Here is a 19,984-nt window from a genome sequence, read left to right on the forward strand (position 1 = left end):
GAGGAGATGGCCCGCAGAAACGGGTACGCTCCCCGCGCCGCGGCGGCCGCCCTGGCCGGATCAGGCCTGGTGCGGCACTTCGTCGGTGGCCGGCTGGCCGGCGTGCAGGCGGCGGTAGAGATCGTCGATGCGCTGGCGGCTGGCCTGGAGCTCTTCGCGGCCGCGCTCGGTCAGCAGATAGACCCGGCCGATGCCGTCGCGCAGCACGCTTTCCAGATAGCCTTCCATTTGCAGGGCACGCAGCAACGGGCGCACTGAGCCGATATCGACCTGGAAGCCGTATTCCAGCAACATGTCGGCAAGCATGGCCACCGTAGCCGGGACTTCAAGCGCGAATTGCAGGACGTAGACGCGGGCCAGCAGGCCCAGGAACTGTCGTTTCATGTGGACTGGCAACGCGGCAGACGCCGCGCCGGTTGACGCAGGCGCCGTCCGGAACTCGGGGTTTGCAGGCGTTGTGATGCCTGTGGCGCGGCACCTGTCATCCTGCTCGACTGGCAGTGCTCATGCGCCGGGCAAGGCGCATTTTACCCGTTCGGACAAAAAAGAAGCCGCCAGGAGCCCTGGCGGCTTGTCGGGAATGCGTCGGAGGGGTCAATTAACTCTGGCGCAGACCAGAGTTTAATTTAATCGAAGGCGGCTTGTCACGCGCCGGTAACAGCCCCCCTCCAGCGTGGGGTGATGATGAAAGCTTTTGATTGGAAAAGTGACGAGTTGGCGTGACATTGTGCAGGGAGCGGCGCTCGAAAATGTCGTAAATCAGTCAACATCACCTAAATTTCTGGCGGAAAGCGGATCGCCATCGTGGCGACGGCGGGGCACAGGTCCGAATCCGGCTTGCGGCATGCGCTGCACAGGCGTCAAATCGCGGCAACCTCCAACCCGCGCCTCCCGGTTCCCCTGATGAAACCCGCCGATCTCGCCCGCTTGCTTGCCCTGGCCGCCATCTGGGGCGCCAGTTTCCTGTTTATCCGCATCGGCGTGCCGGCGCTGGGACCGATGCCGACCGCGTTCGTCCGGGTGCTGATCGGCGCGCTCACGCTGGCGGCATGCCTGCCGCTGCTGAAGCTGCGCTGGGATATGCAGGGCAAATGGCCGGCGGTGCTGGCGCTGGGTGTGGTCAATTCCGGTATCCCGTTTGTCATGTACGCCATCGCCGCGCTGTGGCTGCCGGCCGGTTATTCGGCCGTGTTCAATGCCATGACCCCGCTGATGGGCGTGCTGATCGGCGCGCTGGCGTTTTCCGAACGGCTCACGCGCGCCAAGGCCCTGGGCGTGCTGCTGGGCGTGGCGGGCGTCGCGGTGCTGACCCGCACCGGACCGGTGGCGTTCTCGACCGACGTGCTGCTGGGCGCGCTGGCCTGCCTGGCGGCCACCGCCTGCTACGGCCTCTCCGGCTTTCTCGCGCGGCGCTGGATCACGCGGCGCGGCGGGCTAGACAGCCGGCTGGTCGCCGCCGGCAGCATGGTCGGTGCCACCGTGTTCCTGCTGCCCTTCTGCCTCGCCGCGCTGTGGCGCCACAACACGCTGCCCGCTGCCGGCGCCGGCGTGTGGGCGGCCATGCTGGGGCTGGGCGTGCTATGCACGGCGCTGGCCTACATCCTGTATTACCGACTGATTGCCGACCTGGGCCCGGTGCGCTCGCTGAGCGTCACCTTCCTGATCCCGCCGTTCGGCGTCGTCTGGGGCGCGCTGTTCCTGGGCGAGGCACTGTCGTGGGCGCACGCGGCGGGTGGCGTGCTGATCGGGGTGGCGGTATGGCTGGTGTTGCGGCCGGTGGCGGGGGTGGAGCACGGCGCCAGTCCGGCAGGTGGTGTAGCGGTCAAACGTTGAGCGCCTCTGGATAAGAATAAACTTATATTCATTGCCATAACGCCTTTATTGCTTTTAATTTTCTTATATTCGAGTGATGAACTCGATATATTGGGCAACGAAGGCCACGAGGCAAGTCCGAAAGCTCGACAAGCCAATGCGCGCCACGATCCTTGATGCGATTGAGGACTTGGGGCATATGCCGAACTGCCAACATGTCAAAGCGCTAGCCAACCATGCCTATGGCTATCGGCTCGGAGTCGGCAACTACCGGGTGCTGTTCGACGGGGACGGAGCGATACGAATCGTGGAAATACAGGAAGTGAGAAAGCGGGATGAACGCACCTACTAACATCCAGACGATCATCGGGCCGGATGGCAAGCCGGCGTTTGTCGTGATTCCCTATGGGGACTACCTCTCGCAATATGCGCGCGCCAGTGATCTGGTTCCGCATGCGGTCGTGCGTCGCGTGCTAGCCGATGACGTGCCGCCTCTGCGCGCCTGGCGCGAGCATCTTGGCCTGACCCAGGCAGACGTCGCAGTGCGCCTCGGCATTTCACAGCCAGCCTATGCGCAGCAGGAGAACAGCACCCGCCTGCGCAAGACCTCGCGTGAGCGCATTGCCGCCGCACTCGGCATCACTGCAGCGCAACTCGATATCTGAGCCAGGACGCGAGGTCCCTGACTCAGGCCTGTGCCGCCGTGCCCGCCGCCACGTTGTACTGCTCGCGCACCATCATCACCACGCGGCGTGCCTGGCGCAGGTGGCGCACGGCGTCGGCTTCGCTGCGTTCGGGGAAATCGACTTCGGCGCTCCAGTTACAGCCGGTGTGGTCGGGCCGGTGCACGCAGACCGCGCGCAGCTGGCAGTCGTGGCAGCCGGGCTCCTGCCGCAGGCACAGGTTGATCAGGCGCTTCAGTTCGGACAGGGGCTTGTTCAGGCGCTCCATGGATGGCTCCGTCGGTGCGCGGCGAGCTTACGCCCGGGCGGGCAGCTCCGGCGTGGGCTCGGCCTCGGTGGCGCCGGCCCGGCATTGCGGGCAGACGCCGTACAGCACCAGCATGTGCTCGCGCAAAACAAAGGCGTTGTCGGCGGCTACCTGGCGCTGGCGCTGCTCGATGCTTTCATCGCGGAATTCCTCCACGCGGCCGCAGGCGACGCAGATCAGGTGGTCATGGTGGCCGCCTTCGTTGAGTTCGAACACGGCGTGGTCGGACTCGAAGCTGTGTCGCAGCAGGATGTCGGCCTGCACCAGCTGGTTGAGCACGCGATACACCGTGGACAGTCCCGCGTCCTCGTCCTGCGTCAGCAGGATGCGGTAGACGTCTTCGGCGCTCAGGTGGCGCCGGGCGCTGGTGCGGAACACTTCAAGGATCCGCATGCGCGGCGAGGTGGCCTTCAGGCCGGCGCGCTTGAGATGGATCGGGTTTGTGCTCTCGAATGACATGGCGGAAGGCATTGGCATGCGGCTGGCGCCCCGCGCGCAGGGCGGCGCCCGGCCTGGCGCCGCGCACGGGCGGCGTCGATGGCTTGGCGGGATTTCAGGCTGAAGCGCCAGGGCCGGACCAGTGCTGGCGCCCCCGTCCCTGGCGGCGCGCCGTGCCTGCACGACGCGCGGAATAAAAAGATGGCCTGGCTTGTCACCGGAAGACGCGATCGGGAAAGCGGGGTCTGGTTGCTTTCCCGATCTTCCGAAGACTGGCTACTGCCAAACGCTCCGCGTGACGGAGCGGTCCCCACAAAAGTCGGTATCGAATGCCGCAGCGGCGGCATCCGGAAATCCTGTCGTTCCTGCCAGCTTCGGTTGCTGCCGCGTGCCGCGGCGCGCCGGACCTGGCCGGTCTGCCTGTCGGGAGGTGCGTCGTGCGTCAGGCAGTGATCGGATAGTAAATGGGAATCGATCTCATTACAAGGAAAATTTTACGGGTGCCTCATTTTTTTTGAGGGTGGCCCGGTGGCGCAATGTACGACCTTGAGGGTAATAATGCGAATTGTTATCATTCGTAACGATTTCTTGCCCCGGTCCTGCGCCATGTATCGACTTTCCTCCCGCCATCGCCGCCCCGTCTCTGGCATGCCGCTGCAGTCAGCCCCAGCCGTGACGGCCGGCCTGGCCTGCGGCGCAGTACTGCGCGTGCCGGCATGAGCCAGGCCCACGCTTCCGGCTGGCGCTATCGCGCCGGGGTGGCCTCGCGCGCGGTCGCGGCCATTGCTGGCGGCTACGCGCTGGCGGCGCTGGCCACCGCGGCCCTGTCCGTGTGGCTGCCGATGGCGCGGCCCGATGCCGTGACGACGGCCACGCTGCTGTCCTTCGCGGTCTATGCCGCGGCGGTGGTCTGGGTCTTCGCGGTGCGCAGCGCGTGGCGAGCCTGGGCCGGGCTGGCGCTGCCGGCCGCGCTGCTGTTGGCGTTGCTGGCCGTGGGACGGGGCGGCTGATGCGGGCAGGTTTCAGGCAGTCGATGGCATGGCTCCATACCTGGAGCGGCCTGCTGGTGTGCTGGGTGTTGCTGCTGATGTTCTGCGGCGGCAGCGCCAGCTATTTCAAGGAAGAGATCTCGCTGTGGATGCGGCCCGAGCTGCATCGCACCGCGCCCGCCGCCGAGGTGCCGGCCACGCAGGTGGCGCAGAACGCGGTGCGCTACCTCAGCCGGCAGGCACCCGATGCCGCGCGCTGGTTCATCACGCTGCCCGACGATCGGCGCCAGGCCGCCACCGTGCGGTGGGTCTACAAGCCGGGCCAGGCGCCGCGCGATGCCGACGGCAAGCCGCGCCGGTTCGACAGCCGCTTGCTCGACCCGGCCACCGGCGCGCCGCTGCAGGCCGCGCGCGAGACCCGCGGCGGCGAGTTCCTGTACCGGCTGCATTTCGACCTGCACTACATGCCGGCCAGGTGGGCGCGCTGGATCGCCGGCTTCTGCGCCATGTTCATGCTGGTTGCCATCGTCAGCGGCGTCATCACGCACCGGCGCATCTTTGCCGACTTCTTCACGTTCCGGCGCGGCAAGGGCCAGCGATCCTGGCTCGATGCGCACAATGCGCTGGCGGTGCTGGCGCTGCCATTCCACCTGATGATCACCTACACGGGGCTGGTCACGCTGCTGTTCATGTATATGCCCTGGGGCATCGAGGCCGCCTATCGCGGCGGCGAGCGCGCTTTCCAGGCCGAGGCGATGCTGCGTCCGCGGCCAGCCAGCGCAGCGGGCACGCCCGCCGCGCTGGCAAGCGTGGCAGACATGGTGGCGCAGGCGGAGCGCCGCTGGCAGGGGGCCGCGCCGCGGCGCATCACCGTGAACCTGCCGGGCGATGCCAATGCCACCGTGGCGCTGACCCGTGCCGAGCCGACCACGCTGGCACACGATGCGTCCACGCTTGAATTCTCCGGCACCAGCGGCGCCATGCTGCGCGCGTACGCGGAAGACAAGTCAGCGGCAGAGCTGACGCGCAGCGTCATGACCGGCCTGCATATCGCCGGCTTTGCTTCACCAGGCCTGCGCGCGCTGTTCTTCCTGTGCGGCCTTGCCGGATCCGCCATGGTGGCTACCGGGGCGATCCTGTGGGCGGTACGCACGCGCCAGCAGCAGGCCAAGGCGCTGGCTGCAGGTGCTCGGCCCGGCGTTGGCCTGCGCCTGGTCGAGGCGCTGAACATCGGCGCCATCGCCGGCCTGCCGATTGCCTTTGCCAGCTACTTCTGGGCCAACCGCCTGTTGCCGGTGGAACTGGCGCAGCGGCCTGAAGCGGAGATCCGCTGGTTCTTCATCGCCTGGGCCGCCTGCGCGCTGCTGGCGCTGCTGCGTCCCGCGCGTGGCATGTGGCGCGCGCAGTTGTGGGTGGGTGCGGCGCTGTTCGGGGGCGTCCCGGTGCTCAACGCCCTGACCACCGGATCGCACCTGGGCGTGACCTTGCTGCAGGGGCGCGGGCCGGCGGCGGTGGCTGGCTTCGACCTGGTGACGCTGACGCTCGGTATCGCGCTGGCAGCCGCGGCCTGGATGGTCGGACGCGGGCAGCCGGCACCGCGGCGCACGTCACGCCAGCCGCAGAAGGTGGCCGAAGTGGCTGCCGTCACACAGGAGCCCGCATGAGCATGAATATGCTGGCTGCCTTCGCACTGTCGCTGTCAGGATTCGCCGCACTGGCGCTGTCGCTTGACCGCCACCATGCCGATATCCATGGCCGCGGCAGCATGCCGTCGCGGCGCGCGGTGGCTGGGCTGCGCGCGGCGGGTGCCGGCGCGCTCGCGCTAACCTGGTCGCTCCACGTTGCTGCCGACGGCGGGCCGCTGGGAACGGTGTCGTGGCTTGGCACGCTGACCGCCAGCGCGTTTGCCGTGGCGCTGGGCCTGTCCTATGCGCCACGCGCGGTGCAGCGCCTGCTGCCGGGCGTGGCGGGTATCGGCCTGGCCGCGCTGGCCGCGCGCTGGCTGCTTGCAACCTGGATGTAGCCCCTGCGCAGCCTTACAGCGGCGGGGGCACCCAGTACGGATCGCGGCCGTAGTACTCGTGCAGCGACTTGCCCCACTGGGGATCGGCCATGCTCGGCCAGCTGTCCTTGTTGAAGCCCGGTGCGGATTTGAGCCGGTCTGCCGTCACCGCAATCCGGAAGCATTTCTCGTCGGTGTCCATGACCAGTGCATTCCATGGGATGGCGTGCAGCGTGTCGCCAATGCCGAGGAAGCCGCCGGTGGTCAGCACCGCGTAGGCGATGCGGCCGTGCGGCACATCCAGCATGATCTCGGAAATCTTGCCGACGTGTTCGCCATCGGATGAATAGGCCTTGGTGCCGTCAAGGCTCGATGCCGCCATCACTTCAGGGCCCGGGCCTTCGCCCACGCCTGAACCGATGATGGCCGCGCCTTCACTGGTGGGAGGTTGGTTCGGCATGCTGTGCTCCTTGTCGCAGGACGTTGGAATGCATGGCATGCGCAATGACCATGCCTGCGCCGTTTGTGGCGCCGTACGCATGGGGCTGAAGTTGCCGGCTGCCGCCGTGGTAATTCTTTCGCGCGGCATGGAAAAAAAGGCGCGTCAGCATGGCGCCGCGTGCCTTCCTGCAGCGGCACCCGGTGGTGCCGCCGCGATCCTCAGAAGTGATGCCGCATGCCGAGCATGACGCCCACGCGCGTGGTCCTGTCCACGCCCGCGGCGGGCGCGCCGGCCCAGTATTCGGTCTCGCGTCCGACCGCGCCGCCGCGCGCGTGCACGGCATCGGCTTCCAGGTATACGCTGGTGCGCTTGGACAACGCATAGTCGGCCACCACGGCGATGCTGTCGGCGTTGCCGCTGCCCAGCAGCGCCGGCACGTCCTGGAACTGCGTGGTCACGTTGCCGCCCTGCCAGTAGCGGTAGTAGGCGCCCGAGACGTGCAGCGCCGGCGTGAGCTGGTAGCCGAGGCCGGCAAAGGCAATATTGAAGCGAGCGTCGCCCGCCGATTCGCGCCGGCCCATGTGCCCGAGGTAGGCCGTGGCCTTGCCGAAAGCGTAGGAGCCGCCCACCGAGTAGTTGCGCACGGTGTTGCCGCCGTCGGCGCTCTTGCGCTGGTCATAGGCCGCGCCCAGCGCCAGTGCGCCCTGCTGGAACATCAGCCCGCCCCCCAGCGTGATGCCGCGCGCCAGGCTGCCGGGCTGCTCGCCGGTGCCATAGTCCAACTGCAGCGTGAACGGTCCTGCGGTCTTCTTGTAGACCATGCTGTTGTTGATGCGGTAGTCCTGGAAGAAGATGTCGCCGCCGATATACAGCGGGTCGGACCAGAAATTGCCCCAGCCCTGGTCCAGCGGATTGAAGGCCCAGCCAATATTGTTCAGCGCGTTGTACTGGCGCCCGAAGGTCAGGCTGCCCCAGTCGCCGGAAAGTCCCGCATAGGCCTGGCGCCCGAACAGCGTGTTGTAGCTGGAGCGGCCGTCGTCGCTGCCGATGCCGGCCTCGAGCCGGAAGATGGCGTGGTTGCCGCCGCCCAGGTCTTCATCGCCCTTCAGGCCGAAGCGGCTGCCGACCATGCCGCCGGAGACCAGTGCGGCCTGGCCGTTGTGGTGGCCATCCAGGTTGGAGGTGTAGCGCACGGCGGAGCTGGCGATGCCGTACAGGGTCACGCCTGGCTCGGCGTGGGCGTTGGTGCCGGCGAGGGCGGCAAGGGCGACGAAAGGCAAAAGCCCGGCCGCCAGCAGCCAGTGGCTGGCTGTCTGGTTCATGGATTTCCTCCGGAAGTCCGACCCGCCCCGGTGCTTGCAGCGCGCCGGCGCGGATCCGTCAGGCCGATGGCCTGCGGGTTCCAGTCCCGCGCGGGGGCGCGCGGGTCGTCATCGGGCGCAGCGCAACGGATGCGCAGGGCCCGGGCGAAGGTCGAAGTGGGCGGCGATGCCTGGTTGGCGGCGAATGCCGGCAGTGTTGCCGGGCAAGCCTTGGGCAGCGCCGGTTGCCGGCGCCACGGGAGCGGCCCGAAGGCCATTGAGCGGGTTCGCCGGCGCCCACTTCGGCAGTCATGGCGGCCTGGGCCGATATGACTGGGGAGGCATGTTCCGGGTCGTCCCGGGTGCGGCGAACAGGCGCTAGTTTACCTGCATTGCGCAAATGCCCCCGGAAAGTGCGTCATCGGGCGCAGCGAGGCGGCGCGATCAGTTGCCGGCAGCGGTGGCCGGCGCATCGCGCGACAGGCCCAGGATCCAGTTGCGGAAGGCCGCCAGCGCTTCGGATTCGGGCCGGCCCTCCGGATAGGCGAAGTAGTAGCCCTGCTGTTCGTCCAGCATGCCCGCCAGCGGGATTACCAGCTGGCCGGTCTGCAGCTCGCGCTCGATCAGCAGGCGCGGCGCCAGGCCGATGCCAAGCCCGGCCGTAGCGGCGGCCGTCATCATCGTGAACAGCTCGTAGCGCGGCCCGCGCGAGGCGGCCAGGTCATAGGCCCAGCCCTGTGCCGCGTACCAGTCGCGCCAGGCGTTGGCGCGCGTGCTCAGGTGCAGGTGGCGGCAGCGCGCCAGGCTGGCGGCGTCGGTCACGGGATGCCCGGCCAGGAAGGCGGGGCTGCACACCGGCACCATGCCGCCTTCGCGGAAGATCACGCCGCCGCGCGTGCCGGGCCAGAACTGGTCGCCGAAATAAATCGCCGCGTCATAGGCGCATTCCTGGAACGAGAACGGCTGCGAGCGCGCCGCCAGGTTGACCGTCACATTGGGATGGCGCCGCGCAAAGTCCGGCAGGCGCGGGATCAGCCATTGGGTGGCAAAGGTGGGCACCACCGCCAGCTCCAGCGTGTAGCCCATGGCCCGGCCGGTGGTGATTTCCAGCGTGTCGCGCTGCAGGTGGTCCAGGTGCCGGCGAATGCGCGCGGCGTATTCGCGCCCGGGATCGGTCAGCTCCAGGCGCCGGCGCACGCGTGTGAACAGCGCCACGCCCAGGCGCTGCTCCAGCTGCGCCACCTGCCGCCCCACCGCGCTGTGCGTCAGCGCCAGCTCTGCCGCGGCGCGGGTAAAGCTGCCCAGCCGCGCCGAGGCCTCGAAGGCCTGCAGCGCGCCCAGGTTGGGGATGTCGTTTCTCATGGGACTGCGAGGGAAGGAAGGCTGACAGTATAAACAGCGGCGCCAGGCCGCACCGCTACCGCGGTCGTGCGCCGCACGCACAACGTTGTGCGCAATGCGCGCTTGTGCGCGCCATGGGGTGCCCCTATCCTGCCCCGCGTATCGTCGCCAGCCCGGCTGCCATCCCAGTGCTCACCTGTTTGTGCCCATGACCTCCAATCTCTCCACGCTTCTCACCGCCAACGTCGGCGCCGCCCGCGCCGCGCAACTGCTCGCGCTGGTCACCTTGCCCGCGGATTTGCCGCAGGCCCCGCAGGGCCGTGCCAGCCGCGCGGAAATCGCCCAGGCCCTGAACATGGTGCTGTTCGGCGGCATCCTCGAGCGCGTGCCGAGCGGCCGCGCCTACACCGACGACGTTGCCGCCGCCGGCGGCAAGGTCACTTTCGACCACGGCGCGCTGCGCACGGTCAAGTGGCGCGACAACGGCGCGCTGCCCGAAGGCGAGGCCGCCTTCACCCGCATCCTGCGCCCGCTCGGCTACGTGCTCAACGGCACCTATCCGCTGGACCGCATCGGCATGACCGGTCGCTCATACGCGCATGCCGACGCGCCCGAGGGCATCGCCCAGTTCTTCCTCAGCGAATTCCATCCGGAACGCTTCAGCGACGCCTTCCGCGCCGCCGTCAGCCGCGTCACCGGCACCTCCGCCGACCCGCTCACGCCGCGCGCGCAGACCCTGCTGTGGCAACTGGAGCGCGACGGCGCGCTGGACCTGGCCGACGGCGCCGAGCTGGTCGGCCTGCTGGTGCCATGCTTCGAGCGCCAGCACGCCACCCCGAGCCTGGCCGACTATGAAACGCTGCTCAGTGAATCGGCCGAGATGGCCTGGGTCGCCACCGAAGGCAACGCCTTCAACCACGCCACCGACCGCGTCGACGACGTGTTCGCGCTCGCCGAGCAGCAGAAGCAGCTGGGCCGGCCGATGAAGGACAAGGTCGAAGTATCGCGCAGCGGCCGCGTCAAGCAGACCGCGTTCCGCGCGGATACGGTGCGCCGCGCCTTCGTCGGCGCGCACGGCGAGACGGTGGAGCGGGACGTGCCGGGATCGTTCTACGAGTTCATCACGCGCGATCGCTTTGCCGATGAAGCGGCAGCGCCGCAGCGTTATGACCTGGGGTTTGATGCCGGAAATGCGCAGGGGATCTTCAAGATGACGGCGGCGGCCTGCTGATTGCGATGAAGGAGGAGGGCGCGGGCGCGTGGATGCGCCGGCCCTTTCCCTCGGCCCCTCTCCCGCACGCGGGGGAGGGGAGCAAACCATTGTTACCCCCGCTTCGTCGATATCACCGCCTCAGCCACATTGGCCGGCGCCTCGGCATAGTGCTTGAACTCCATCGTGTACGTCGCGCGCCCCTGCGTCAGCGAGCGCAGCGTGGTGGAGTAGCCGAACATGGTTGCCAGCGGCACCTCGGCGCGCACGATCTTGCCGCCGCCACCGGCGATGTCTTCCATGCCGTGCACCATGCCGCGTCGTGACGACAGATCGCCCATCACGTTGCCGGTGAATTCCTCAGGCGTTTCCACCTCGACGGCCATCATCGGCTCCAGCAGGACGGGCCTGGCCCGGCGCATGCCTTCCTTGAACGCCATCGAGCCGGCCATGCGGAATGCGTTCTCGTTCGAGTCGACGTCATGGTAGGAGCCGAACACCAGCGTGGCCTTGATGTCGACGATCGGGTAGCCGGCCAGCACGCCTGACTGCAGGGTCTCGCGGATGCCCTTGTCCACCGCGGGGATGAACTCGCGCGGCACCACGCCGCCCTTGATGGCATCGACGAACTCATAGCCGCCGCCGTGCGGCATCGGCTCGAGGTTGAGCACCACGTGGCCGTACTGGCCGCGTCCGCCCGATTGCTTGATGAACTTGCCTTCCACGTCCTTGACCGGCTGGCGGATGGTCTCGCGGTAGGCCACCTGGGGCTTGCCGACCGATGCCTCCACGCCGAACTCGCGCCGCATGCGGTCGACCAGGATTTCCAGGTGCAGCTCGCCCATGCCGGAGATGATGGTCTGGCCGGATTCCTCGTCCGTGGTCACGCGGAAGGACGGGTCTTCCTGCGCAAGGCGGTTCAGCGCAATGCCCATCTTTTCCTGGTCGGCCTTGGTCCTGGGTTCCACTGCCTGCGAGATCACCGGTTCCGGGAAGCTCATGCGCTCCAGGATGATGACCTTGTCGGGGTCGCACAGGGTGTCGCCGGTGGTCGCTTCTTTCAGGCCGACGGCCGCGGCGATGTCGCCGGCGCGCACTTCCTTGATCTCCTGGCGCACGTTGGCGTGCATCTGCAGGATGCGGCCCAGGCGCTCGCGCTTGGCCTTGACCGGGTTGTAGACGGTGTCGCCGGATTTGACCACGCCGGAATAGACGCGGAAGAAGATCAGCTGGCCGACAAAGGGGTCGGTCATGATCTTGAACGCCAGCGCGGCAAACGGCTCGTCGTCGTTGGGATGGCGTTCGGCTTCGCGGTCGTCTTCGGTGTGGCCCAGGATGGCCGGCACGTCGGCGGGCGAGGGCAGGTAGTCGATGACCGCGTCCAGCATGCTCTGCACGCCCTTGTTCTTGAAGGCGCTGCCGCACAGCATCGGCACGATCTCGTTGGCGATGGTGCGCTTGCGCAGGCCGCGCTTGATCTGCTCCTCGGTCAGCGGCTCGCCCGACAGGTACTGGTTGAGCAGCGTCTCGTCGGCCTCGGCGGCGGCTTCGACCATCTTGTCGCGCCATTCCTGTGCGGTCGCCAGCAGGTCCGCCGGGATGTCCTGGTAGGCAAAGCGCACGCCCTGGCTGGCATCGTCCCAGACGATGGCCTTCATCTTGACCAGGTCGACCACGCCCTGGAAATGGTCCTCGGCGCCCAGCGGGATCTGGATCGGCACGGCGCGGCCCTTGAGGCGGTCGGCGATCTGCGTCTGCACGCGGAAGAAGTCGGCGCCGACGCGGTCCATCTTATTGACGAAGGCAATGCGCGGCACCGCGTACTTGTTGGCCTGGCGCCAGACCGTCTCGGACTGTGGCTGCACGCCGCCGACGGCGTCGTAGACCATGCAGGCGCCGTCAAGCACGCGCATGGAGCGCTCGACTTCGATGGTGAAGTCGACGTGTCCCGGCGTATCGATGATGTTGATGCGGTGTTCGGGGTAGTTGCCGGCCATGCCCTTCCAGAAGGCAGTGGTGGCGGCCGACGTGATGGTGATGCCGCGCTCCTGCTCCTGCTCCATCCAGTCCATGGTGGCCGCGCCATCGTGCACTTCGCCCAGCTTGTGGTTGACGCCCGTGTAGAACAGGATCCGTTCGGTCGTCGTGGTCTTGCCGGCGTCGATATGCGCGCTGATGCCGATGTTGCGGTAGCGCTCGATGGGGGTCTTGCGAGGCACAGTGTTCTCCATGGATGAAACACGCTTGAATAGAGTAGCACCACTGGCTGTTTGCCGTTGTCCCTGCCGTGCGCAGGGGCAACACCGCCACGGCCCCGTGCTCCGGCATGAGCGCGTGTCTGAGGCGGGCCTAGGATTCGGCCTCATGCGAAACCGATTTCTCCCATCCTGCCAGCGTCCGCGGCTCCCTATACTGGCGCAGCATCGCGCCCCGCGTGTCAATCGCCCTGCCATCCCATGCCCGGGCAGAATGCGCGCCGTCGCCGATGCGTTCCCGGACTACGAAGCCACGCATGACAACCATCCTGATCGTTGACGACCATCCGGCGATGCGGCTGGTGCTCAGGCACCATCTGCTGCAGCTGCTTGGCGTAGACGAGGTGATCGAAGCAGACAACGGACAGTGCGCCATCGAGCTGGTGCGCGCGCGCACGCCGGACCTCGTGCTGCTCGACCTGGACATCCCGCGCTCCAGCGGGCTGGATGTGGCGCCGCGCCTGCGCGCGATCCATCCGCAGGTGCGCATTCTGGTGGTGACGGCGCTGGACCCGGCGGTGTTCATCAGCCGGTCATGGCAGGCCGGTGCGCAGGGCTTCGTCAGCAAGACCCAGGACATCAAGGAAATCCTGCGTGCGGTCGAGGCGGTGCTGGCGGGCTATACCGTGTTCCCGGTGCTCAGCCGCGGCGGCGCGCCGCGCCAGGCCATGTCGGCGGATGAGGAGATCCTGCGGCGCCTTTCCGACAAGGAACTGGTGGTGCTGCAGATGCTGGCGCGCGGCATGTCCTACAAGGCCATCAGCGCCAGCCTCTTTATCAGCAACAAGACCGTGAGCAGCTACAAGGCACGCATCATGGGCAAGCTGCAGGTCTCGTCCCTGGTGGAGCTGGTGGACTTTGCGCGGCGTTGCCGGCTGACCCCCTGATCTCGGTCCATATCATTAGACATCGTATGACTTGGCGGCCGCACCCACCCAGTGCGCGCGCGTCGCTCAGCCTTGGGCGCCGGCCGGCGCCGAGGCCTTGCGCAGCCGTTCGCGGCTGTTGGTCAGGTGCATGCGCATGGCGGCCTTGGCCCCGTCCGGGTCGCGGCGCTCGATCGCGTCGTAGATGTTCTCGTGCTCGATGCTGACGCGGTCCAGGTACTGCTCGCGCTCGGGCGTGCTGACCTGCAGGCGGCTGCGCGGGATCACCATGGTGCCCAGGTGGCCCATGATGTCGGTGAAATAGCGGTTGCCGGTGGCGCGTGCAATCGCCAGGTGGAAGGCAAAATCGCTCTCCACGGCGTCGTTACCGGCGCCGGCACTGCGCTTGAGCTCGTCCAGCGCCTGGCGCATCGCGGCCAGCTGCGCGTCGGTGCGGCGCGACGCGGCCAGGCCCGCGGCCTCGGCCTCAAGGCTGACGCGGAATTCCAGCATCGCCATCACATCCATGGCCGTGCCCAGCGCGTCCGGCCCGATGCGGAAGGGCGAGGGCGCCTCGGCCGCGCGCGCCAGCACGAAGGTGCCGATGCCGTGGCGCGTCTCGACCAGGCCGCTGGCCTGCAGCCGCGACAGTGCCTCGCGCACCACGGTGCGGCTGACCCCCATCGACGCCATGATCTCCGACTCGGTCGGCAGCTTGTTGCCGGGCTTGAGCTGGCCCTGGCGGATTTCTTCGCCAAGGGCTTGCACCACTTCTTCGGCAAGCGTGCGGCCGCGGCGGCGCAGCGGCGCAGGAACGGGCGGAACGGACTGGGCGGAGGTGGAGTTCGGCATGGTGGATACGGGCGGGGTTTCCCGGACTTGACCGGTTCGAGATGGCCTCATTATACTGGGTTATCAGTCATACGATGACAGATAACATACGCGAAGTGATGGTCCAGTGAACGATACTGCGCCCGCCATCGGAAATGCCGGAGACAACCCTGAGATGACCCCAACCGCCGCCCCCATGGCGTCCGCCCACACCCCGGTCGTGACCGAACTGACCGTGGTGCCCGTGGCCGGGCATGACAGCATGCTGATGAACCTGTCCGGCGCCCATGGCCCGTACTTCACTCGCAATATCGTGATCGTGCGCGACAGCGCCGGCCACACCGGCGTGGGCGAGGTCCCGGGCGGCGAGGGCATCCGCCAGACGCTGGAAGACGCGCGGCCGCTGCTGGTGGGCCAGCCCATCGGCCAGTACCAGTCCATCCTGAACCGCGTGCGCGCGGCATTCGCCAGCCGCGATGCCGGCGGCCGCGGCCTGCAGACCTTTGACCTGCGCATCACCATCCATGCGGTGACGGCGCTCGAGGCGGCGCTGCTCGACCTGCTCGGCCAGCACCTCGAGGTGCCGGTGGCCGCACTGCTCGGCGAAGGCCAGCAGCGCGACGCCGTGGAGATGCTCGGCTACCTGTTCTATATCGGCGATCGCCAGCGCACCACGCTGGACTACCGCACCGAGCCCGATGCCGACAACGCGTGGTTCCGCCTGCGCAATGAAGGGGCGATGACGCCCGAGGGCGTGGTGCGCCTGGCCGAAGCCGCTTACGAGCGCTATGGATTCAACGACTTCAAGCTCAAGGGCGGCGTGCTGAGCGGCGACGAAGAGATGGAAGCGATCCTGGCGCTGGCCGAACGCTTCCCGAAGGCGCGCATAACGCTGGATCCCAACGGCGCCTGGTCGCTGGCAGAGGCCGTGCGCCTGTGCCGCGACAAGCGCGGCGTGCTGGCCTATGCCGAAGACCCGTGCGGCGCCGAAGACGGCTATTCCGGGCGCGAGATCATGGCCGAATTCCGCACTGCCACCGGCCTGCCCACCGCCACCAACATGATCGCCACCGACTGGCGCCAGATGGGGCACGCCGTGCGGCTGCAGTCGGTCGACATCCCGCTGGCCGACCCGCACTTCTGGACCATGCAGGGCTCGGTGCGCGTGGCGCAGATGTGCGCCGAATGGGGCCTGACCTGGGGCTCGCACTCGAACAACCACTTCGATATTTCGCTGGCGATGTTCACCCACGTGGCCGCCGCCGCGCCGGGGCGCGTCACTGCCATCGACACGCACTGGATCTGGCAGGACGGCGAAAACCTGACCCGCAACCCGCTGCGGATCGAAGGCGGCCTGGTGCAGGTGCCCAAGACCCCGGGCCTGGGCGTGGAGCTCGACATGGATGCCCTGGCGCGCGCGCACGAGCTGTACCAGCGCAAGGGCCTGGGCGCACGCGACGATGCCGCGGCGATGCAATTCCTGATCCCCGGCTGGAAGTTCAACAACAAGGCGCCCTGCATGGTGCGCTGACGCAGTACCGGCAACGCCCAACCGGCCGCTGCCGTGATCGGCACGGCTGGCTGATCTGATAAAGACACTGCAGGAGACAACGATGTACACGTTCCAACGCCAGCGCGCCCTGCGCCTGCCTCACTGGCTGCGCGCCTTTGCGCTCGGCTCTGTCGTCACGGTGGCGGCCCTGACCGTGAGCGCCGCCGCATACGCCGCGCCACAGGAGTGGCCGCAACGCCCGGTATCGGTGGTGGTGCCGTTCCCGCCGGGTGGCTCCAGCGACGCCATCGCGCGCATGCTGACCGTGCCGCTCAATGAAAAGCTGGGCCAGCCCTTCGTCATCGACAACCGCCCCGGCGCGACCGGCGCCATCGGCGCCACCTTCGTCAAGCGCGCGCCGGCGGACGGCTACACCATGATGGTGGCGTCGATCGGCGTGTATGCTGTGAACCCGTTCCTGCAGAAGAACCTGGCCTATGACCCGGCCAAGGACTTCGACCTGCTGACCGTGGCGGTGCGCGCGCCCAACGTGCTGGTGGCCAATCCACAGTTCCCGGCCAATACGCTGCAGGAACTGGTGGCCTACATGAAGAAGAATCCGGGCAAGGTCAGCTTTGCCTCGTCCGGCGCGGGCTCGTCCGACCACCTGACTGCTGCGCTGTTCTGGCAGAAGAGCGCCACCGACGGCCTGCACGTGCCCTACAAGGGCGGCGGCCCGGCCATCTCCGACCTGCTTGCCGGCCAGGTCGACGTGTCGTTCCAGAACGTCAACGCCGTGCTGCAGCACATCCGCACCGGCAAGCTCAAGGCCATGGCGGTGACCTCCGACAAGCGCTCGCCGGTGCTGCCCAATGTGCCGACCATGGCCGAGGCCGGCGTTAAGGACGTCGAGGTGTACTCGTGGCAGGGCGTTGCTGCGCCGCGCGGCCTGCCGCCCGAGGTGAAGAGCCGCCTGCACGGCGCGCTGGTGTCGTCGCTGAACGACCCGAAGATGCGCCAGAAGCTGTCCGAGAGCGGCTTCGAGGTGGTGGCCAACACGCCCGAGCAGTTCAACCAGTTCGAGGCGCAGGAACTGCTGCGCTGGAAGACCGTGATCGAGAAGGGCAAGATCGCGCTGGACTGAAGCCATCGCACTGAACCCCAGACACTGCAGCACAGAACGCGCCGGGCATGCACGCATAGCGTGCCGCGCCGGCGCTCGCGTCATCGACAGGAGACAACAGCATGACCCAGGGACGCCGCACCTTCCTCAAGCAATCCTCCGCACTGGCCGCCGGCCTGGCAGCCGGTCCGCTCGCGGGCCTGTCCTCGGCGGCGCACGCCGGACCGGACTGGCCCACCCGCCCGATCCGCCTGGTGGTGCCGTACACCGCCGGTGGCTCGTCAGACATCATCGCGCGCCTGATCAGCAAGCAGCTGGGCGAGGCGCTGGGCCAGTCAGTGGTGGTGGACAACCGCCCCGGTGCCAACGGCAACGTCGGCGCGGCACTGGTCGCGCAGGCCACCGACAACCACACGCTGATGCTGTGCGATATCGGCGCGCTGGCGATCAGCCCGTCGGTCTATACCAAGCTGACCTTCAATATCGCCAAGGACCTCAAGCCGGTGTCGATGCTGGCCTACTCGCCGCACCTGCTGGTGGTGCATCCGTCGGTGCAGGCGGCCAGCGTGAAGGAACTGGTGGCGCTGTCGCAGCGCAGCCAGCTCAACTTCGCCGTGACCGCCATCGGCAGCGCGCCGCACCTGGCCGGCGTGGCGGTGGAGCAGACCACCGGCGCCAAGTGGCAATACGTACCCTACAAGGGCGGCTCGCAGGCCATTGCCGATACCGTGGGCGGCAGCGCCCAGGTGCTGATGAACGGCATGCTGGCCACGCTGCCGCACGTGCAGTCGGGCAAGCTCAAGCTGATCGCCCAGTCCAAGCGCACGCGCATGCCGCTGCTGCAGAACGTGCCGACCATCGCCGAGCAGGGCGTGCCGAATTTTGAATCCGGGACGTGGCAGGGCGTGATGGCTCCGGCCAGCATGCCCGATGCGATGGTGGCGCGCCTCAGCGGCGAGCTGATCCGCATCATCCGTGCGCCGGATCTGCGCGCGCAGCTGGTGGCCCAGGGGGCGGAGGTGGTGACGATGACGCCCGGGGAGACCGGGAAGTTCTTTGTTGCCGAGCAGGCGCGATGGGCGGGGGTGGTGAAGCAGGCGGGGATCAAGCTGGAGGCTTGATCTGGGCTCGCGGGCCGTAGCTGGTTCTTCGCAGATTTGCGGGGTGTTTTTGTTGTTGCCAAGGGCGACAACCGACCGCATGGCAACAAGCCAAAGCAGGGCTTCCCAAATCTAGCGAAGACCCCCCAATAAGAAAAAAGCCCCGCGCACTGCGGGGCCTGCGCAATCAACCCTTCACCGCTTCCGGCAACAACGCCTGCGGCAGGTTCTGATAACAAACCGGCCGCAAGAACCGGTCAATCGCCGTCGCTCCCACCGAAGTCGAACGCGCATCCGAAGTCGCCGGGAACGGCCCGCCATGCACCATCGCATAGGCAACCTCGACCCCAGTCGGATAGCCATTGCACAGCACCCGCCCGGCCTTGCGTTCCAGCACCGGCAGCAGGCGCCGCGCGGCCGCGTGGTCGGCATCGTCGAGCTGCATCGTCGCCGTCAGCTGGCCTTCAAGCTGTCGCGCCACCGCCAGCATCTCTTCGAGATCGCGGCATACCACCAGCAACGTCGACGGCCCGAACACCTCGGCCTGCATCCGGTGATCCGCCATGAACTGCGCCGCGGTGGTCTCGAACATTACTGGCCGCGCCTGGTTGGCCCCGTTGCCGTCGACGCCATCGCCAATGCGTTGCAGGCCGTCGAGCGACGACAGCTGCGCCACGCCTTGCTCAAAGGCGGCATGGATGCCGGGCGTCAGCATGGTCGCCGCCGGCTTGCCTTGCAGCGCGCCGAGCGCCGCGGCGCGGAACTTGTCGAGCGCGGGGCCTTCAATGCCGATCACCAGCCCGGGGTTGGTACAGAACTGGCCGACGCCCATCACCAGCGAATCCACCAGCTGGCGGCCGATGTCTTCGCCGCGCGCATCGAGCGCCGCGGGCAGCAGGAACACCGGATTGATGCTGCTCATCTCCGCATACACCGGGATCGGCTGCGGGCGGCGCTGGGCGGCCTGCATCAGCGCCAGGCCGCCGGCGCGCGAGCCGGTGAAGCCCACCGCCTGGATTGCCGGATGCGTGACCAGTGCCGTGCCGATGGCATTGCCCGCCCCGACCAGCAGCGAGAACACGCCTTCGGGCAGGCCCGCGTCCTGCACGGCCTGCTGGATCACGCGCCCCACCAGTTCCGACGTGCCCAGGTGCGCCGGGTGCGCCTTGACCACGACCGGGCAGCCCGCGGCCAGCGCCGAGGCAGTGTCGCCGCCGGCCACGGAGAACGCCAGCGGGAAGTTGCTGGCGCCGAACACTGCTACCGGACCGATGGCGATGCGCTGCATGCGCAGGTCCGGGCGCGGCGGGTTGCGCTCGGGCAGTGCGGGGTCGAAGGTGGCCTGCTGCCAGCGGCCTTCGCGCAGCACGGTGGCGAACAGGCGCAGCTGGCCGGCGGTGCGGCCGCGCTCGCCCTGCAGGCGCGCGACCGGCAGCGCGCTTTCCAGGTGGGCGCGTTCGATCAGCGTGTCGCCGAGCGCCTCGATGCCGGTGGCGATGGCTTCGAGCAAGGCCGCGCGCTGCTCTGGCGTGGTGTTGCGGTAGGTGTCGAAAGCGGCTTCGGCCAGCGCACAGGCGCGCTCGACCTCGGCCTGGCCGCCGCCATGGAAGTCAGGGCCCAGGGCTTCGCCGGTGGCGGGATTGATGGCCTGCAGCAGGGCTTCGGTGCCGCGCACGGCTTGCGCGCCGATCAGCATGTCGCCGGTGATGTGCATGGAAGGATTCCTTGTCAGCGTTTGGAACGGGAACGCCGGCCGGAGGGCAAGTGCCCCGCGGCCGGCCTGTCGATATGC

The 19,984-nt window shown here is 68.0% G+C and carries 20 protein-coding genes; 11 read left to right on the top strand and 9 right to left on the bottom strand.

Annotated elements, in window-relative coordinates; all coding sequences use genetic code 11:
• Positions 1-60: 60 nt before the first annotated feature.
• Positions 61-384 carry a PadR family transcriptional regulator gene (locus tag AC3WRR_RS08045; protein ID WP_010814041.1) on the bottom strand — a complete coding sequence of 108 codons (324 nt, stop codon included), beginning with the start codon at positions 382-384 and terminating at the stop codon, positions 61-63.
• 519 nt (positions 385-903) lie between these two features.
• On the opposite strand from AC3WRR_RS08045, the gene AC3WRR_RS08050 reads away from it, so the two are divergent.
• From AC3WRR_RS08050 to AC3WRR_RS08060, 3 genes are all read left to right on the top strand, one after another.
• A complete protein-coding gene (locus tag AC3WRR_RS08050) occupies positions 904-1,833 on the top strand; it encodes a DMT family transporter (RefSeq protein WP_492296626.1) in 930 nt (309 codons plus the stop codon).
• Positions 1,834-1,909: 76 nt separating this feature from the next.
• The gene (locus AC3WRR_RS08055; RefSeq protein ID WP_058697758.1) at positions 1,910-2,164 is read left to right on the top strand and encodes a type II toxin-antitoxin system RelE family toxin; all 255 of its coding nucleotides are present in this window, start codon (positions 1,910-1,912) and stop codon (positions 2,162-2,164) included.
• The gene (locus AC3WRR_RS08060; protein WP_010814038.1) at positions 2,148-2,477 is read left to right on the top strand and encodes a helix-turn-helix domain-containing protein; all 330 of its coding nucleotides are present in this window, start codon (positions 2,148-2,150) and stop codon (positions 2,475-2,477) included. Before AC3WRR_RS08055 ends, AC3WRR_RS08060 begins: the two co-directional genes overlap by 17 nt.
• A 22-nt stretch (positions 2,478-2,499) precedes the next feature.
• On the opposite strand, the gene AC3WRR_RS08065 is transcribed toward AC3WRR_RS08060, so the two are convergent.
• Together AC3WRR_RS08065 and fur are read right to left on the bottom strand one after the other, a co-directional pair.
• Entirely contained in the window at positions 2,500-2,763 is a 264-nt protein-coding gene (locus AC3WRR_RS08065) for a hypothetical protein (RefSeq protein ID WP_010814037.1), read from the bottom strand.
• A gap of 27 nt (positions 2,764-2,790) precedes the next feature.
• On the bottom strand, positions 2,791-3,279 hold the full coding sequence (gene fur / locus AC3WRR_RS08070) for a ferric iron uptake transcriptional regulator (protein WP_011616358.1): 489 nt from the start codon (positions 3,277-3,279) through the stop codon (positions 2,791-2,793).
• Positions 3,280-3,956: 677 nt separating this feature from the next.
• On the opposite strand from fur, the gene AC3WRR_RS08075 reads away from it, so the two are divergent.
• Genes AC3WRR_RS08075 through AC3WRR_RS08085 form a run of 3 tightly spaced genes read left to right on the top strand, consistent with a single transcriptional unit; the run spans position 3,957 to position 6,252 of the window.
• Positions 3,957-4,250: a DUF3649 domain-containing protein gene (locus tag AC3WRR_RS08075; protein ID WP_010814035.1), complete on the top strand. Its 294-nt coding sequence runs from the start codon at positions 3,957-3,959 to the stop codon at positions 4,248-4,250.
• Positions 4,250-5,893 carry a PepSY-associated TM helix domain-containing protein gene (locus tag AC3WRR_RS08080; protein ID WP_454750641.1) on the top strand — a complete coding sequence of 548 codons (1,644 nt, stop codon included), beginning with the start codon at positions 4,250-4,252 and terminating at the stop codon, positions 5,891-5,893. The genes AC3WRR_RS08075 and AC3WRR_RS08080 overlap by 1 nt, the downstream gene beginning before the upstream one ends.
• Positions 5,890-6,252, top strand: coding sequence for a DUF3325 domain-containing protein (locus tag AC3WRR_RS08085; RefSeq protein WP_010814033.1), 363 nt, complete (start codon positions 5,890-5,892; stop codon positions 6,250-6,252). Before AC3WRR_RS08080 ends, AC3WRR_RS08085 begins: the two co-directional genes overlap by 4 nt.
• A 13-nt stretch (positions 6,253-6,265) precedes the next feature.
• On the opposite strand, the gene AC3WRR_RS08090 is transcribed toward AC3WRR_RS08085, so the two are convergent.
• The 3 genes from AC3WRR_RS08090 to AC3WRR_RS08100 all read right to left on the bottom strand — a co-directional run bounded on the left by AC3WRR_RS08090 (position 6,266) and on the right by AC3WRR_RS08100 (position 9,336).
• Positions 6,266-6,691, bottom strand: coding sequence for a PRC-barrel domain-containing protein (locus AC3WRR_RS08090; RefSeq protein ID WP_010814032.1), 426 nt, complete (start codon positions 6,689-6,691; stop codon positions 6,266-6,268).
• A 200-nt stretch (positions 6,692-6,891) separates the two neighbouring features.
• Positions 6,892-7,995: a porin gene (locus AC3WRR_RS08095; RefSeq protein ID WP_010814031.1), complete on the bottom strand. Its 1,104-nt coding sequence runs from the start codon at positions 7,993-7,995 to the stop codon at positions 6,892-6,894.
• 423 nt (positions 7,996-8,418) lie between these two features.
• Positions 8,419-9,336 (bottom strand): LysR substrate-binding domain-containing protein, encoded by a 918-nt coding sequence (locus tag AC3WRR_RS08100; protein WP_492296628.1) that lies wholly within the window; start codon positions 9,334-9,336, stop codon positions 8,419-8,421.
• Between the two features lie 187 nt (positions 9,337-9,523).
• Here AC3WRR_RS08100 and AC3WRR_RS08105 point away from each other — a divergent pair, with 187 nt between their 5' ends.
• Entirely contained in the window at positions 9,524-10,546 is a 1,023-nt protein-coding gene (locus AC3WRR_RS08105; RefSeq protein ID WP_010814029.1) for a DUF1338 domain-containing protein, read from the top strand.
• Positions 10,547-10,638: 92 nt separating this feature from the next.
• On the opposite strand, the gene fusA is transcribed toward AC3WRR_RS08105, so the two are convergent.
• Entirely contained in the window at positions 10,639-12,744 is a 2,106-nt protein-coding gene (gene fusA / locus AC3WRR_RS08110) for an elongation factor G (protein WP_010814028.1), read from the bottom strand.
• A 293-nt stretch (positions 12,745-13,037) separates the two neighbouring features.
• Here fusA and AC3WRR_RS08115 point away from each other — a divergent pair, with 293 nt between their 5' ends.
• Complete coding sequence (locus AC3WRR_RS08115; RefSeq protein ID WP_010814027.1) at positions 13,038-13,667, top strand: response regulator transcription factor; 630 nt, start codon at positions 13,038-13,040, stop codon at positions 13,665-13,667.
• A 66-nt stretch (positions 13,668-13,733) separates the two neighbouring features.
• Here the strand turns inward: AC3WRR_RS08115 and AC3WRR_RS08120 are convergent, their stop codons facing one another.
• On the bottom strand, positions 13,734-14,498 hold the full coding sequence (locus AC3WRR_RS08120; RefSeq protein WP_010814026.1) for a FadR/GntR family transcriptional regulator: 765 nt from the start codon (positions 14,496-14,498) through the stop codon (positions 13,734-13,736).
• A 154-nt stretch (positions 14,499-14,652) separates the two neighbouring features.
• Between AC3WRR_RS08120 and gudD the strand changes: the two genes are divergently transcribed.
• From gudD to AC3WRR_RS08135, 3 genes are all read left to right on the top strand, one after another.
• Complete coding sequence (gene gudD / locus AC3WRR_RS08125) at positions 14,653-16,008, top strand: glucarate dehydratase (RefSeq protein WP_439669580.1); 1,356 nt, start codon at positions 14,653-14,655, stop codon at positions 16,006-16,008.
• Between the two features lie 82 nt (positions 16,009-16,090).
• Positions 16,091-17,113 carry a Bug family tripartite tricarboxylate transporter substrate binding protein gene (locus tag AC3WRR_RS08130; RefSeq protein WP_010814024.1) on the top strand — a complete coding sequence of 341 codons (1,023 nt, stop codon included), beginning with the start codon at positions 16,091-16,093 and terminating at the stop codon, positions 17,111-17,113.
• A gap of 101 nt (positions 17,114-17,214) precedes the next feature.
• On the top strand, positions 17,215-18,213 hold the full coding sequence (locus tag AC3WRR_RS08135; protein WP_010814023.1) for a Bug family tripartite tricarboxylate transporter substrate binding protein: 999 nt from the start codon (positions 17,215-17,217) through the stop codon (positions 18,211-18,213).
• A gap of 166 nt (positions 18,214-18,379) precedes the next feature.
• Here AC3WRR_RS08135 and AC3WRR_RS08140 read toward each other — a convergent pair whose 3' ends face one another.
• Positions 18,380-19,906, bottom strand: coding sequence for an aldehyde dehydrogenase (NADP(+)) (locus AC3WRR_RS08140; protein WP_439672298.1), 1,527 nt, complete (start codon positions 19,904-19,906; stop codon positions 18,380-18,382).
• Between the last annotated feature and the right edge of the window lie 78 nt (positions 19,907-19,984).

The organism is Cupriavidus sp. FW305-3-2-15-C-LB2, from assembly GCF_058787575.1.

Coding starts and splice junctions, on each gene's coding strand:
- AC3WRR_RS08045 (WP_010814041.1), bottom strand. CDS start 384: ATGAAACGACAGTTCCTGGGCCTGCTGGCCCGCGTCTACGTCCTGCAA.
- AC3WRR_RS08050 (WP_492296626.1), top strand. CDS start 904: ATGAAACCCGCCGATCTCGCCCGCTTGCTTGCCCTGGCCGCCATCTGG.
- AC3WRR_RS08055 (WP_058697758.1), top strand. CDS start 1,910: ATGAACTCGATATATTGGGCAACGAAGGCCACGAGGCAAGTCCGAAAG.
- AC3WRR_RS08060 (WP_010814038.1), top strand. CDS start 2,148: ATGAACGCACCTACTAACATCCAGACGATCATCGGGCCGGATGGCAAG.
- AC3WRR_RS08065 (WP_010814037.1), bottom strand. CDS start 2,763: ATGGAGCGCCTGAACAAGCCCCTGTCCGAACTGAAGCGCCTGATCAAC.
- fur (WP_011616358.1), bottom strand. CDS start 3,279: ATGCCAATGCCTTCCGCCATGTCATTCGAGAGCACAAACCCGATCCAT.
- AC3WRR_RS08075 (WP_010814035.1), top strand. CDS start 3,957: ATGAGCCAGGCCCACGCTTCCGGCTGGCGCTATCGCGCCGGGGTGGCC.
- AC3WRR_RS08080 (WP_454750641.1), top strand. CDS start 4,250: ATGCGGGCAGGTTTCAGGCAGTCGATGGCATGGCTCCATACCTGGAGC.
- AC3WRR_RS08085 (WP_010814033.1), top strand. CDS start 5,890: ATGAGCATGAATATGCTGGCTGCCTTCGCACTGTCGCTGTCAGGATTC.
- AC3WRR_RS08090 (WP_010814032.1), bottom strand. CDS start 6,691: ATGCCGAACCAACCTCCCACCAGTGAAGGCGCGGCCATCATCGGTTCA.
- AC3WRR_RS08095 (WP_010814031.1), bottom strand. CDS start 7,995: ATGAACCAGACAGCCAGCCACTGGCTGCTGGCGGCCGGGCTTTTGCCT.
- AC3WRR_RS08100 (WP_492296628.1), bottom strand. CDS start 9,336: ATGAGAAACGACATCCCCAACCTGGGCGCGCTGCAGGCCTTCGAGGCC.
- AC3WRR_RS08105 (WP_010814029.1), top strand. CDS start 9,524: ATGACCTCCAATCTCTCCACGCTTCTCACCGCCAACGTCGGCGCCGCC.
- AC3WRR_RS08115 (WP_010814027.1), top strand. CDS start 13,038: ATGACAACCATCCTGATCGTTGACGACCATCCGGCGATGCGGCTGGTG.
- AC3WRR_RS08120 (WP_010814026.1), bottom strand. CDS start 14,498: ATGCCGAACTCCACCTCCGCCCAGTCCGTTCCGCCCGTTCCTGCGCCG.
- gudD (WP_439669580.1), top strand. CDS start 14,653: ATGACCCCAACCGCCGCCCCCATGGCGTCCGCCCACACCCCGGTCGTG.
- AC3WRR_RS08130 (WP_010814024.1), top strand. CDS start 16,091: ATGTACACGTTCCAACGCCAGCGCGCCCTGCGCCTGCCTCACTGGCTG.
- AC3WRR_RS08135 (WP_010814023.1), top strand. CDS start 17,215: ATGACCCAGGGACGCCGCACCTTCCTCAAGCAATCCTCCGCACTGGCC.
- AC3WRR_RS08140 (WP_439672298.1), bottom strand. CDS start 19,906: ATGCACATCACCGGCGACATGCTGATCGGCGCGCAAGCCGTGCGCGGC.